Below are 11,911 nucleotides of genomic sequence, written 5' to 3' on the forward strand. Positions count from 1 at the left end.
ACTTTGATATTAGTCAAGGCGAATTGTATACAGTTTGCCTCAGGTGCAAAAAATTAAGGACTGTAACCAGTATGGCCGCACACACTTTGCTACAACCGATGAAGACGCTTTGTTCGACCTGTTCGCTGCGCGAGCTGTGCCTGCCCGTCGGCCTGCGTCCCAATGAATTCGAGCAGTTGGACACCGTTATCCGACAGAGCCACAGGCTGAAAAAAGGCGAGTTTCTGTTCCGTTCGGGCGAGTCTTTCCATTCCCTTTTCGCCATCCGCACCGGTTTTTTCAAAACGACTGTCGCTTCGCAGGACGGCCGCGATCAGGTAACCGGTTTTTTTATGTCCGGCGAATTGATCGGGATGGACGGTATCTGTACGCATGCGCACAGTTGCGATGCGGTGGCTTTGGAAGACAGCGAGGTGTGCGAGTTGCCGTTCGGCCATATGGAAGAGCTCAGCAAAGTGATTCCGAGCATCCAAACGCATTTCTTCCGCCTGATGAGCCGCGAGATTGTGCGCGATCAGGGTGTGATGCTGCTGTTGGGCAATATGCGTGCCGAAGAGCGGATTGCCGCCTTTTTGCTGAACTTGTCGCAAAGGCTGCACCACAGGGGTTTTGCCGCCAATGATTTCATCCTGCGTATGTCGCGCGAGGAAATCGGCAGCTATTTGGGGCTGAAACTGGAAACGGTCAGCCGCACGCTTTCGCGTTTCCATCAGGAAGAGCTGATTTCGGTGGAGCATAAACACATCAAATTACTGAAACCGGAAGTGCTGAACAGAATGGTATCCGGCGGCAGTATGCACACAGTTTGAATAAAGAGGCCGTCTGAAAAAGCAAAAGCGCTGCAGAGCAAACGTTCTGCGGCGCTTTTGCTTTTTCAGACGGCCTAAATCGAAAAGTCTTCGACAACGGGCGTATACAGAAGTTGGTCGAGCCGCGCCTTGGTTAAAGACGGATCGAAGAGTTCGATAAAACCGTAAACATATCCGCGCAGATAGCTGTCGCTGCGCAGCAGCAGGCCGGTGTGGCAGGGTTCGGTAAGATAGGGAATATCGACCAGCGTCAGATCCGCATCTGCCGTTTTGTCGTAGGCCGGCTTGGCCATCAGGCCGACGCCCAGTCCCAGTCGGACGTAGGTTTTCAGCGCATCGTTGTCGGCCACCGAGACGGCGATCTCCGGTTCGGCAATGTCTGCTTTGGCGAACGCGCGCGAAAGTACGCTGCCGCGCACGAAAGCAGATTCGTAGGCGATTAAGGGATAGGACGCAATGGCTCGGACAGACAGTGCGCCTTTGTGATCGAGCAGCGGATGATCGTTCGGCACGAGCAGACCGTAATGCCAGCTCGAACAGGAAATGCCGCGCAGCTCCGTGCCGTAATCGGAAAGTTCCGATGTCACGGCAAAATCCGTCATGCCTTCTGAAACCATCCGGCGGATTTCCTCGGGTGTCCCTTGTCGGATAACCAGCCGCACCTTCGGATAGGCTTTGGCAAACTGCGCCACCACAGGCGGTAAAACATAGCGCGCCAAAGTGTGCGTGGCGGCGAGCGTGAGCACCCCGCCGTCTTGTTTGGCAAACTCGCTGCCGATGTTTTTGATGTTTTGGATATCGTGCAAAATCCTCTCGGCCGTCTGTAAAACCGCCTTGCCCGGCTGCGAAACGGAAACGATGCGCTTGCCGCTGCGGATAAAGATGCGGATGCCGAGTTCCTCTTCCAAAAGGCGGATTTGCTTGGATACGCCGGGCTGCGACGTGAACAGAGCATCCGCCGCTTCGGAGACGTTGAGATTGTGTTTGTAGACTTCGAGCGCGTAGCGCAGCTGTTGCAGTTTCATAAGTATGGCGGCGGAATGCGGAATCGGGCTGCGGACTTTAACATAAAAACAAATCCTAATGGCAGAAAACCGCGGCAGATAAAGGGTTGGAGAGCTGCAACGGCGAATGGCGGAAGTGTCTGGCGGTAAAAAGTTCCTGTTGTTTTTGCGCAACTTTAATAAAGGAGGCAGCGTTTTTTCCGGTAAATAAGTGACAGAAAATTGATTTTTCGGCATGATGCGGCATTAGGAAACAGGTTGCTGCCCGCACAGGAGGCAGCGGGATATTGACAGTTTGCATCGGGATTTTTATAGTGCGGACTTGTATATTCTGGTTGCCGTCACGCTGCGGCCTGTATATTGTGCTTTGTAATGGTCTCACAGGTCATTGCATTAACAATCTTTTGATGAGGGAATAATAATGACCAAACAGCTTAAATTAGGTGCATTAATCGTTGCCGCTATCGCTTCTGCCAACGCATTGGCAGCCAGTGAGCCGCATACCAAACACGGCTATGTAGTCAGCCGCGAATCTCAGGAAATCGTCCGCAACAACTATGAAGAGTGCTGGCGTACCATGTACTTCGACAAAGCGACACAGGGTCGTATCGAGTGCGGCGACGCAGAAGCCCAAGCTCCTGCCGCTCCCGAATTTGTAGACGAAACCGTATCGCTGTCCGCCAACACCCTGTTCGGCTTCGACAAAGACAACCTGCGTCCGCAGGCCATCGACACCCTGAACGACTTGGCAGGCCGCCTGTCCAACGAAAACGTACAGGCTGTCCGCGTAGAAGGCCATACCGACTTCATGGGCTCCGAGCAGTACAACCAGGCTCTGTCCGAACGCCGCGCCAATGTAGTGGCAAACTACCTTGTAAACCAAGGCGTACCCGCAGGCAAGATTTCCGCAGTCGGTTTGGGCGAATCCCAAGCTCAGATGACCGCAACCTGCGAAGACCAGCTCAAAGGCAAAAAACTGTCCAAAGCCAAACGCCGTGCACAGTTGATCGCATGTATCGAACCCGACCGCCGCGTAGATGTGAAAATCCGCAGCGTAGTTCAGCGTCAGGTTTCTGCCGGTGCTGAAGCTGTCGGAGAGCGTCCTGCCAGCGACAACCACTGGTTGCCGGGTGAGCGTTCCAGCATCCACGGTTACACCCGTTGGTAAGATGATTTTAAAAAACCCCGCGAATGCGGGGTTTTTTCTTTTCATGGGTTTTATGTGCGGTTTTTTGATGTGTGCAGGGTAGCCGTTTTGTTTGTGGTAGCAGCTTCGTCGGGTGGGGCATTTATTTGTTTTCAGACGGCCTGACGGAAATGCCGCAGTGCGGTTAAATATAGTGAACCAACACGAAAATCTACGGCGTTGCTGTGTCTTAGCTCGAAGAGGGCAGGTGTGCTAAGTAAGGTATTAAAAATGCCAAGCAAACCTGCCCGTACTTAGGTGTACTGTCTGCGGCTTGCGGCCTTGTATCTTTCCGTGTTGTTTCAGTTTGGTTTTACGCAGATATAATCGGCCGAAATGGAAAATTTGCTGCCCGGCGTTTTGTTCCCTGATTTTGTCCGGCTGAAAATGAAGCGGTGTGCGATGGTTGCGTGCTGCCAAAGTCTAAGCTGTGAATGGCGGCGGCAAAAAATGGCAAATCCGGTGTTTTTTTTGCATTTGGAAAATACAGTACAGAAAACAATGGAACCAAAACGGCGAAATAAAAACAGCAGAATAAAAAACGTAAATACAGGAGGCGGCAGACAATGAACGAGTTTGACTTTATCAAAACCTATCTTGCCGATGCGGCGAAAGACAAGGCGGTATTGCTTGGGATTGGCGATGATGCAGCCGTGGTTCGTCCCGAACGGGGTAGGGATTTGTGTGTTAGCAGCGATATGTTGCTGGCGGGGAGGCATTTTTTTGCCGATACGGCGCCGCAGGATGTGGCGCACAAGGTTTTGGCGGTTAATTTGTCGGACATGGCGGCGATGGGTGCGCGGCCGCGCTGGGTGTTGCTGAGTGCGGCGCTGCCCGAGCTGGATGCAACATGGCTGCGCTTGTTTTGCGACAGTTTTTTCGCGCTTTGTGCCGAATACGGCGTTTCGCTGATTGGTGGGGATACCACCAAAGGACATTCAGTCTTCAACGTCACGATTATCGGCGATGTGCCGCAGGGTTTGGGATTGCGCCGCAGCGGGGCGCGGGTGGGCGACGATGTTTGGGTGTCGGGGCATATCGGCTCGGCGGCGGCAGCTTTGCAGCATATGCTGGGCAAGGCGGTTTTGCCCGAACCGGCCGCAGAGCATTGCTGCGGGGCTCTGCTGCGCCCCGTGCCGCGCGTGGCTTTGGGACAGGCACTGTTAACGCTGGCCAATGCCGCGCAGGATATTTCAGACGGCCTGATACAGGATTTGACGCATATTCTCGATGCATCGGGCGTCGGCGCGGAGATTGAGGAAGACAGGCTGCCCGTTCTGCCTGTCTTGCGGGAGTGCCTGCCCGAAGTGGTGCGGCGGCAATGCGTGCTGGCAGGCGGCGACGATTACGAGCTGCTGTTTACCGCTTCTCCGGCGCGGCGCGCCGAAGTGGAGCAGGCGGCGCGGCAGTGTCAAACGGAGGTCTGCCGCATCGGCAGGATTACGGCGCAACACGGCCTACAGGTGCGCGATGCGGCGGGGCGGCCGATACATTTGGCACGCGGCGGTTACGACCATTTTTCCTGAGCAGCGGCGTTTGAAAACCTGTTCGGAGTTTCCGACATTGTCGCCAATCCGTATCGGCCTTTCCGCGTGAAGTTTCTAAGGCCGCTTCCACCTTCGCGGGAGGGCGTTTCTGAAAACGAAGTTTTATAGTGAGTCAAAATAAAAAAGATACAAGGCAGCAAGCCGTAGACAGTACAGGTAGTACGGGGCAGGTTTTCTTGGCATTTCCAATGCCGTAGAAAACCGCCCTCTTCGAGCTAAGGCGCAGCAACGCCGTAGATTTTTTATTTTGGCTCACTATAACGAAGTGAAACCGCAGCTGCGTCTTGCCCAAAAGGCCGTCTGAAAGTTCTTTCAGACGGCCTTTCCCGCATCCGCAACCCATGTCCGCCCTCAGCGGATAATTTCCGGCTTGGCGGCAAACCATGCCAGCACGCACTCGAACACCATCAGCGCCGCCAGCAGCGACAGCGATGCCGACCACGAACCGAAGCGGTCGTAGAGCATGCCCATGCCCAGCGGGCCGGCGACGGCGATGGAGTAGCCCACCGTCTGCGCCATGCCCGAGAGCGCGGCGGTGGTGCGGCTGTCGAAGGCGCGCAGAGCGAACAGCATCAGGGCGGAAGAAAAGCTGCCCGACGCGCCTGCGCCAGCCAGCATTACCCACAGCCACGCGCTGCCCGCAGGCGCGAGCCACAAGCCCAGCACGCCGAACAGCATCAGCGAGGCCACCGCCAGATTGAAAAGCTGCCTGCGCCCGCTGCGGGCAAACCGTGCCGACACCGCCAGGCTGCCAGCCAGCGTGCCGACTTGGAACAGCGAAACATAATTGCCCGCCGCTGCCGCGTCCGCCCCTTTTTCCGCCAGCAGCGAGGGCAGAAAGTTCACCAGCGTGTAAAACAGCAGCGACTGCACGCCCATAAACGCGCTCAAACACCACGCGGCGGGCAGTTTCCACGCATTGAGGCCGTCTGAAACCGCCGTTTCAGACGGCCTTTGGGCACCCCGGCGGCAGAGCGGCAGCCAAGCGGCACACGCGGCCAGCGCGGCAAACAGCCACACCGCCAGCGACCACTGCCAGCCGAAACGCACCGCCAGTGGCACGGCGGCTGCGGCAGCCAGCGCCGACGACAGCGACATCCCCGCCGACAGCGTGCCCACCACCAGCCCGACGCGCGTCGGCAGATTGCGTTTGGCCAGCGCCGGCAGCAGCACATTGCCCATCGCCACCGCTGCCGCCAGCAGCAGCGTGCCGAGTGCCAGCAGCGTTTCAGACGGCCCCCACGAGCGCACCGCCATGCCCGCCGCCATCAGCGCCGCCGCCGCCGCCAGCACCCTCTCCGCGCCGAAACGGGCAGACAGGCGCACCGCCAGCGGCGAAAACAGCGCGAACGCCAGCATGGGCAACGCGGCCACCACGCCCATAAACGTGCCCGAGCTGCCCAAATCCGCCCGTATCATCCCCACCAGCGGGCCCAAAGCGGCCAGCGGCGCGCGCAGGTTGGCCGCCAGCAGCGCGACGGCAATCAGAAACAGCGCAAGCGGCGCGGTATCGCGTGCAGTCTTCATTGCGGTCTCAAAACAGTTTTTTCGAATCGAGCAGCAGCGTCACCGGCCCGTCGTTGCACAGCGACACCTGCATATGCGTGCGGAAACGCCCCGTCTCCACGCGGATGCCCCGATCGCGCAGCATCTGCGCCGTCAAAAGATACAGCCGCTCCGCCTCGTCGGGCTTGGCGGCGGCGGAAAACGACGGCCGCCTGCCGCTGCGCGCGTCGCCGTGCAGCGTGAACTGCGATACCAAAAGCACCGCTCCGCCCGTTTCGCGCAGCGACAGATTCAGCTTGCCCGCTTCGTCTTCAAAAATACGCAGGCCGGCGGTTTTGTCGGCGATATAGCGGGCGTCGTCTTCGCCGTCGTCCTGCCCCACGCCCAGCAGCACCAAGAGGCCGTCTGAAATCTGCCCGACGGTTTCACAGCCGCCCCCGTGCACAATCCCGACTTCGGCACGGGTGACTTTTTGGATAACGGCACGCATGGTTTGTTCCTTTCGTGTAAATGTTTTCGTTAAGGATTGTATAGTGAGCCAAAATAAAAAATCTACGGCGTTGCTGCGCCTTAGCTCGAAGAGGGCGGTTTTCTACGGCATTGGAAATGCCAAGAAAACCTGCCCCGTACTACCTGTACTGTCTGCGGCTTGCTGCCTTGTATCTTTTTTATTTTGACTCACTATAACGCATCTGCCGCCGCAAGCCGAACGCGGGAAAAGCCGATAAGGCCGTCTGAACGCGGGAAACAGGCTTTCAGACGGCCTTATCTACCCGATTTGCGGGGCGGGCGGACAGGTTTTGTCTACGGTTGATATGTATTCCGCTTAAAACGGTTATATAATCCGCACGTTTTTTAACACATAGGAAACAGAAAACATGAAGAAATTGTCTTTGGCGGTATTGGGCGCGCTGTTGCTGGCGGCCTGCGGCGGCGGTCACGAGCAATATGAAGGCTATTGGAAACGGCAGGGCGACGGCGACAAGCGGCCGGACGTCGTGCAAATCGTGAAAGAAGACAGCAAAACCTATCTGCTCAAAGAAAACCTGCTGCCCAACCGCAAAGGCGAAGTGCACGAAAAAAGCCTCGTCCTCTCGCAGAAAGACGACGGCACGCTGGCCGTAGACACCGGCTTCGGCAGCATACCGCTGGTGCTGTCGGAAGATGGCAAAACCCTGCGTGCGGAACGCAGGGCTTATGACAAAATCAGCTCCGGCGACTTCGACGGCATCCGGCAGCAAGTCGAGCAGGAAAACGCCGAATATGCGAAAAACGAACAGCTTTGCAAAGAGGCGGAAAAAGAATACCAGGCAGAGCGGGATGCCCATCCCCAGCCGCAGGTAGGCGGCGGCAAAGAGGTTTGGGAACGGTGGCGTGAAGAAGACAACGCCTTGAAAGAGAAATTTAAAGCTAAGCGCGACGCCATTGACCACTGCCATTTCCTGATTCTCTGACCCGTCTGCCACCTTGGCAAACGCCCGCCCCGCGGGCATAACGGCATCCTTGCCGTTCAGACGGCCTTCGAGGCTTGGCAAAGATTCCCGGCCATATCGGATAAACCGCTGCCGTTTGCGGACGGCGGCGGTTTTTATGTACAGGCCGTCTGAAAGCGCAGCTTCAACGGAGTTATAGTGAACCAAAATAGAAAAGATACAAGGCAGCAAGCCGCAGACAGTATGGGTAATACGGCAAGGCGCAGCAACGCCGTATATTTTTTATTTTGGCTCACTATAAAAAACGAAACGGGCTTTCAGACGGCCTTTCTATGGCTTGCAGGCTTCGCAACCCCGAATCCGCCCGAGCGGCATCATTCCGCGCAGGCGGGAATCTTGGCGGAATCAAAGCAGTCTTGCGGTTCGCAATTTCCGTATCGTCAAAAAGATGCCCGCCTGCGCGGGAATGACGGCGGCGGTGTCTTTATGCAGAGGCCGTCTGAAAGCCGTGTGTGGGCGTGTTGCACGGCAACGCACGTGTTTCATGCGATACCTTATGCCTTCTTTGCTTTCGTGCTGGCAAAGGCCGCCTGAAAAGTTTTCAGACGGCCTTTTATTTGAATGCCGCAGGCGTGTGTCTGCGCGGCTGTCTGCCAAAAATCGCATGTGCCGCTTTGACGGCACCCCCTGCCTTAGCGGCAGAGGCCGTCTGAAAGCGGATGCGGGGCGTTCAGACGGTCTTTTGTGATGTGCAGCCGCAGACGCGGCAATGAGGGTCTTTGGGGATGGCGAAGCTGTGCCATCGGCCGCCCAATGCGTTGTAGGTTTGCAATGTTCCGTGGGCGGGCGTGCCGGTGCCCAGCAGGACGTTCAGCGCGGCGGCGGCCTGCATGGTGCCGATGATACCGACCAGCGGAGCGAACACGCCGAAGAGGGCACAGGCGCCGTCGTCGGCGGTTTTGCCGTCGAAGAGGCAGGCGTAGCAGGGGCTGTCGGGCAGGTCGGGGCGGTAGACGGCGAGCTGGCCGTCGAAGCGCACGGCTGCGCCGGAGACGAGGGGTTTTTTGTGGTACACGCAGGCGCGGTTGACGGCTTGGCGGGTGGCGAAGTTGTCGCAGCAGTCGAGCACGATGTCGGCCTCTGCGGCATGTTGCGCCAAGCGTTCTGCGTCGAGAAAGTCGGGCAGGGCGCGGATGGTGCAGCGGCTGTTGATGCTTTTCAGTCGGTCTGCGAGGGCTTGGGCTTTGTTGCGGCCGATGTCGGCTTCGCCAAAGGCGGTTTGCCGTTGCAGGTTGGTTTCGTCGACGGTATCGCCGTCGGCGATGTTCAGACGGCCTATGCCCGCTGCGGCGAGATAGGGCAGGGCGGCTGCGCCGAGGCCGCCGCAGCCGATAACGAGGGCGGTGGCGGACAGGAGTTTTTCCTGTCCTTCAATGCCGATTTCGTCAAGCAGGATGTGGCGGCTGTAGCGCAGCAGGTCGCGGTCGTCCATGGCGGGGTTTCCTGTGTTGAGGCCGTCTGAAAGGCTTTCAGACGGCCTGTGTTTATTGTGCGGGCGCGGCGTTTTGCCATGCGTTGATTTGGTCGAACTGTGCGCGGCTGCACCGGATGTTGAAGAGCGGTTTGCCGCTGTCGGCGCGGGTGGCGGCGAGTTCTCCTGCCTGCCGGTTCAGTCGGACGCTGTGGCGCGGCAGGTTGGCCTTGCCTCCCTGTTTGCAGGCAATGATGTAGCTGATACGTTCCGCGCCCAGGCTGATGCTGCCGCAGTCGGGATTGGTTTCCGTGGCAAGGTTGGGCACCAGATTGCCGTTTTGCGCTTGGATGCGGACGACGTGGGGTACGGGGGCGCAGCCTGCCAAAGCCAGCAGGATGGGGATGAGGGAGAGTTTCATATTATTACCGTTTTGTGTTTCTGCTTCGCGGAAGACTGCAAAACCGCTTTCGGAGACGTCATTTCCGCGCAGGCGGGAACGGCTTAAAGCAGTCAGGGCGCTTCAACGGTGCAGACGCCGATTTCGCGCCCGCCGTCCATAAAGGGGAAGGCGAAACCGGGTTGCAGCAGGTGGTGCGGCGCAGTTTCGACGAGGAAGAATATGCGGTCGGCGGCGAATGATTGGGTGTTCTGCTCGTATGGCGTGTGCCCTTCGTCAAACTCAAATACCACGCTCCATGCGTCTTTGCCGTCGGACGGGCGAAGCTGGGTGTAGAGGCGGAAACATAGGGCAGCGGGCGGGTCGGGTCGTGCCAGCGGATACGGCAGGGCGGAAGGGCGGTTGGCATTTTCAGACGGACTCTTTCATCGTTTTTTGGACAAACAAAGTGTTCGGTTTGACGATGTGATTGCCCTGATTTAGATGGGTTTCATCGGCTGCTCCCCGAATCAGGCCGCGGTTCCGTTGCGGTCGTGCAGCTCGGCGGCCTGCAAGGTGTTTTCCAGCAGGGAGGCGATGGTCATCGGGCCGACGCCGCCGGGAACGGGCGTAATCATCGCGGCGCGTTCGGCCGCGGCGGCAAATTCCACATCGCCGCACAGCGAGCCGTCGTCCAGGCGGTTGATGCCCACGTCGATCACCACCGCGCCGGGTTTGATCCACGCGCCTTTGACGAAGTTGGCAATGCCCACGCCGGCCACGACGATGTCGGCCTGCGCCACTTCGGCGGCGAGGTTTTGCGTTTTGCTGTGGCAGACGGTGACCGTGGCGCGGGCGAGCAGCAGTTCCAAAAGCTGCGGGCGGCCGACGATGTTGGACGCGCCGACGACCACGGCTTTTTTGCCTTCGGGATCGATGCCGTAGTGTGCCAGCAGCGTCATGACGCCTTTGGGGGTGCAGGGGCGCAGCAGCGGCATTTTCACCGCCAGCCGCCCGACGTTGTAGGGATGGAAGCCGTCGACGTCTTTGTGCGGCGCGATGCGTTCGAGCACGGCCTGGCTGTCGATTTGCTGCGGCAGCGGCAGCTGGACGAGGATGCCGTCCACGGCTTCGTCGGCATTGAGTTTGTCTACCAGGTTTAAAAGTTCGTCCTCTGCGGTATCGGCGGGCAGCTCATAAGAGAGCGATTCGAAACCGACTTTGGCGCAGGCGGTTTTTTTGTTGCGCACATACACTTGGCTGGCGGGGTCGGATCCGACCAAAACCACGGCCAGACAGGGCGCGCGCAGCCCTTTGCTTTTGCGTTCGCCAACCTTCTCCGCCAATGCGGACAGGCGTTGCTGCGATACGGCTTTGCCGTCGATAAGTTGTGCGGACATCGGAAAACCTTTCGTTTGTGCGGATGGGAAAGCGTGCATTATGTCATGTCGTGCCGCGCTTTTCACGCGCGGGAAAGGCCGTCTGAAAGAAAATAAATGCGTTGCGGAAATAAGGGCTAAACAGACCGTCTGAAAAAATCCGCCGCCTTTTGCTTGACGCTTTTTCAGACGGCTTGTATAGTGCGCGTCTTCTCGTCGGGGCGTAGCGCAGCCCGGTTAGCGCATCTGCTTTGGGAGCAGAGGGTCGTGAGTTCGAATCCCACCGCCCCGACCAGATACCCGACGGAAAACAAAGCCCGCAAAAGTTGATGCGCCCGTAGCTCAACCGGATAGAGCACCCGCCTTCTAAGCGGGCGGTTACAGGTTCGATTCCTGTCGGGCGCGCCAAAACGGCAGATTTTGAAATTAAAGTTTTTTGTGGTGGCTGTAGCTCAGTTGGTAGAGCCCCGGATTGTGATTCCGGTTGTCGTGGGTTCGAGCCCCATCAGCCACCCCAGCATACAAACCCGCTTCGTTTGCGAAGCGGGTTTTCTGTTTTCCGGCAATTCCGATGCGGAGGCCGTCTGAAAACTGTTGCACCGGCCGTGTGCGCCCGGGGTGGGTAAAGGCCGCTTCCGTTGCCGTAATCCCATGCTTTCGGTATGATTTGCGCTTTTCGCCCGCCCGAGTAAAAACATGGAAACTTGGCCGCTGCCCGCGTTTGAACAAAAAATCTGCCCGCCCGAAGAATTGGCGGTGCGGCTTGCCGAACTGCCGCGCCCGCTGGTGTTTACCAACGGCTGCTTCGACATCCTGCACCGCGGCCATGCAACCTATCTGGCGCAGGCGCGCGCAACCGGCGCGGCGATGGTGCTGGCCTTGAATACCGACGCTTCCGTGCGGCGGCAGGGAAAAGGCGACGACCGTCCGATTAACGGGTTAGCCGACCGCGCGGCCGTTGCGGCGGCTTTGGCCGATGTCGATTTGGTGACCTGGTTTGACGAGGATACGCCTGCGGAACTGATCGAGCAGATCAAGCCCGACATATTGGTTAAAGGCGGAGACTGGCCGGTGGAGAAAATCGTCGGCGCGGAACAAACGCTGGCGCGCGGCGGCAAAGTGTTTTCCATTCCCTTCCTGCACCAAACGTCTACCACGCAGACGCTGGCGAAAATCCGCCAAACGGAACGGAAATAA

The 11,911-nt window shown here is 58.1% G+C and carries 13 protein-coding genes and 3 tRNA genes; 9 read left to right on the plus strand and 7 right to left on the minus strand.

All coding sequences use genetic code 11. The features are described from left to right. Window positions 1-71: 71 nt before the first annotated feature. Window positions 72-809: a fumarate/nitrate reduction transcriptional regulator Fnr gene (gene fnr, locus ACG2K1_RS01820; protein WP_395428367.1), complete on the plus strand. Its 738-nt coding sequence runs from the start codon at window positions 72-74 to the stop codon at window positions 807-809. Window positions 810-883: 74 nt separating this feature from the next. Here fnr and ACG2K1_RS01825 read toward each other — a convergent pair whose 3' ends face one another. Next, window positions 884-1,834, minus strand: coding sequence for a LysR substrate-binding domain-containing protein (locus ACG2K1_RS01825; RefSeq protein ID WP_395428366.1), 951 nt, complete (start codon window positions 1,832-1,834; stop codon window positions 884-886). 400 nt (window positions 1,835-2,234) lie between these two features. Here ACG2K1_RS01825 and ACG2K1_RS01830 point away from each other — a divergent pair, with 400 nt between their 5' ends. Next, the gene (locus tag ACG2K1_RS01830; RefSeq protein ID WP_395428365.1) at window positions 2,235-2,981 is read left to right on the plus strand and encodes an OmpA family protein; all 747 of its coding nucleotides are present in this window, start codon (window positions 2,235-2,237) and stop codon (window positions 2,979-2,981) included. Between the two features lie 644 nt (window positions 2,982-3,625). Further along, complete coding sequence (gene thiL / locus ACG2K1_RS01835) at window positions 3,626-4,525, plus strand: thiamine-phosphate kinase (protein ID WP_395428382.1); 900 nt, start codon at window positions 3,626-3,628, stop codon at window positions 4,523-4,525. Between the two features lie 372 nt (window positions 4,526-4,897). Here thiL and ACG2K1_RS01840 read toward each other — a convergent pair whose 3' ends face one another. Together ACG2K1_RS01840 and dtd are read right to left on the minus strand one after the other, a co-directional pair. Then, window positions 4,898-6,073, minus strand: coding sequence for an MFS transporter (locus ACG2K1_RS01840; protein ID WP_395428364.1), 1,176 nt, complete (start codon window positions 6,071-6,073; stop codon window positions 4,898-4,900). Between the two features lie 7 nt (window positions 6,074-6,080). After that, window positions 6,081-6,542: a D-aminoacyl-tRNA deacylase gene (gene dtd / locus ACG2K1_RS01845; protein WP_009425880.1), complete on the minus strand. Its 462-nt coding sequence runs from the start codon at window positions 6,540-6,542 to the stop codon at window positions 6,081-6,083. 388 nt (window positions 6,543-6,930) lie between these two features. Between dtd and ACG2K1_RS01850 the strand changes: the two genes are divergently transcribed. Beyond that, window positions 6,931-7,506 (plus strand): hypothetical protein, encoded by a 576-nt coding sequence (locus tag ACG2K1_RS01850; protein WP_395428363.1) that lies wholly within the window; start codon window positions 6,931-6,933, stop codon window positions 7,504-7,506. Window positions 7,507-7,683: 177 nt separating this feature from the next. Continuing rightward, on the plus strand, window positions 7,684-8,079 hold the full coding sequence (locus ACG2K1_RS01855; protein ID WP_395428362.1) for a hypothetical protein: 396 nt from the start codon (window positions 7,684-7,686) through the stop codon (window positions 8,077-8,079). A 136-nt stretch (window positions 8,080-8,215) separates the two neighbouring features. Here ACG2K1_RS01855 and ACG2K1_RS01860 read toward each other — a convergent pair whose 3' ends face one another. From ACG2K1_RS01860 to folD, 4 genes are all read right to left on the minus strand, one after another. Next, window positions 8,216-8,977 (minus strand): HesA/MoeB/ThiF family protein, encoded by a 762-nt coding sequence (locus ACG2K1_RS01860; protein WP_395428361.1) that lies wholly within the window; start codon window positions 8,975-8,977, stop codon window positions 8,216-8,218. 52 nt (window positions 8,978-9,029) lie between these two features. After that, window positions 9,030-9,377: a hypothetical protein gene (locus ACG2K1_RS01865; RefSeq protein WP_395428360.1), complete on the minus strand. Its 348-nt coding sequence runs from the start codon at window positions 9,375-9,377 to the stop codon at window positions 9,030-9,032. Window positions 9,378-9,469: 92 nt separating this feature from the next. Beyond that, entirely contained in the window at window positions 9,470-9,649 is a 180-nt protein-coding gene (locus ACG2K1_RS01870; RefSeq protein WP_395428359.1) for a hypothetical protein, read from the minus strand. A 216-nt stretch (window positions 9,650-9,865) separates the two neighbouring features. Next, entirely contained in the window at window positions 9,866-10,735 is an 870-nt protein-coding gene (gene folD / locus ACG2K1_RS01875) for a bifunctional methylenetetrahydrofolate dehydrogenase/methenyltetrahydrofolate cyclohydrolase FolD (RefSeq protein ID WP_395428358.1), read from the minus strand. A 196-nt stretch (window positions 10,736-10,931) separates the two neighbouring features. Between folD and ACG2K1_RS01880 the strand changes: the two genes are divergently transcribed. The 4 genes from ACG2K1_RS01880 to ACG2K1_RS01895 all read left to right on the plus strand — a co-directional run bounded on the left by ACG2K1_RS01880 (window position 10,932) and on the right by ACG2K1_RS01895 (window position 11,911). After that, a tRNA-Pro gene (locus ACG2K1_RS01880) sits at window positions 10,932-11,009 on the plus strand. A 36-nt stretch (window positions 11,010-11,045) separates the two neighbouring features. Next, window positions 11,046-11,122: transfer RNA gene (locus ACG2K1_RS01885), tRNA-Arg, on the plus strand. A 33-nt stretch (window positions 11,123-11,155) separates the two neighbouring features. Further along, window positions 11,156-11,231: transfer RNA gene (locus ACG2K1_RS01890), tRNA-His, on the plus strand. A 179-nt stretch (window positions 11,232-11,410) separates the two neighbouring features. Continuing rightward, window positions 11,411-11,911 (plus strand): adenylyltransferase/cytidyltransferase family protein, encoded by a 501-nt coding sequence (locus ACG2K1_RS01895; RefSeq protein WP_036495909.1) that lies wholly within the window; start codon window positions 11,411-11,413, stop codon window positions 11,909-11,911.

The organism is Neisseria sp. 23W00296 (genome assembly GCF_044772855.1).
Taxonomy (GTDB): domain Bacteria; phylum Pseudomonadota; class Gammaproteobacteria; order Burkholderiales; family Neisseriaceae; genus Neisseria.

Bases quoted from the DNA above. Each gene is read 5' to 3' on its own strand.
- fnr (WP_395428367.1), top strand. From the start codon at position 72: ATGGCCGCACACACTTTGCTACAACCGATGAAGACGCTTTGTTCGACC.
- ACG2K1_RS01825 (WP_395428366.1), bottom strand. From the start codon at position 1,834: ATGAAACTGCAACAGCTGCGCTACGCGCTCGAAGTCTACAAACACAAT.
- ACG2K1_RS01830 (WP_395428365.1), top strand. From the start codon at position 2,235: ATGACCAAACAGCTTAAATTAGGTGCATTAATCGTTGCCGCTATCGCT.
- ACG2K1_RS01840 (WP_395428364.1), bottom strand. From the start codon at position 6,073: ATGAAGACTGCACGCGATACCGCGCCGCTTGCGCTGTTTCTGATTGCC.
- dtd (WP_009425880.1), bottom strand. From the start codon at position 6,542: ATGCGTGCCGTTATCCAAAAAGTCACCCGTGCCGAAGTCGGGATTGTG.
- ACG2K1_RS01850 (WP_395428363.1), top strand. From the start codon at position 6,931: ATGAAGAAATTGTCTTTGGCGGTATTGGGCGCGCTGTTGCTGGCGGCC.
- ACG2K1_RS01860 (WP_395428361.1), bottom strand. From the start codon at position 8,977: ATGGACGACCGCGACCTGCTGCGCTACAGCCGCCACATCCTGCTTGAC.
- ACG2K1_RS01865 (WP_395428360.1), bottom strand. From the start codon at position 9,377: ATGAAACTCTCCCTCATCCCCATCCTGCTGGCTTTGGCAGGCTGCGCC.
- folD (WP_395428358.1), bottom strand. From the start codon at position 10,735: ATGTCCGCACAACTTATCGACGGCAAAGCCGTATCGCAGCAACGCCTG.
- ACG2K1_RS01895 (WP_036495909.1), top strand. From the start codon at position 11,411: ATGGAAACTTGGCCGCTGCCCGCGTTTGAACAAAAAATCTGCCCGCCC.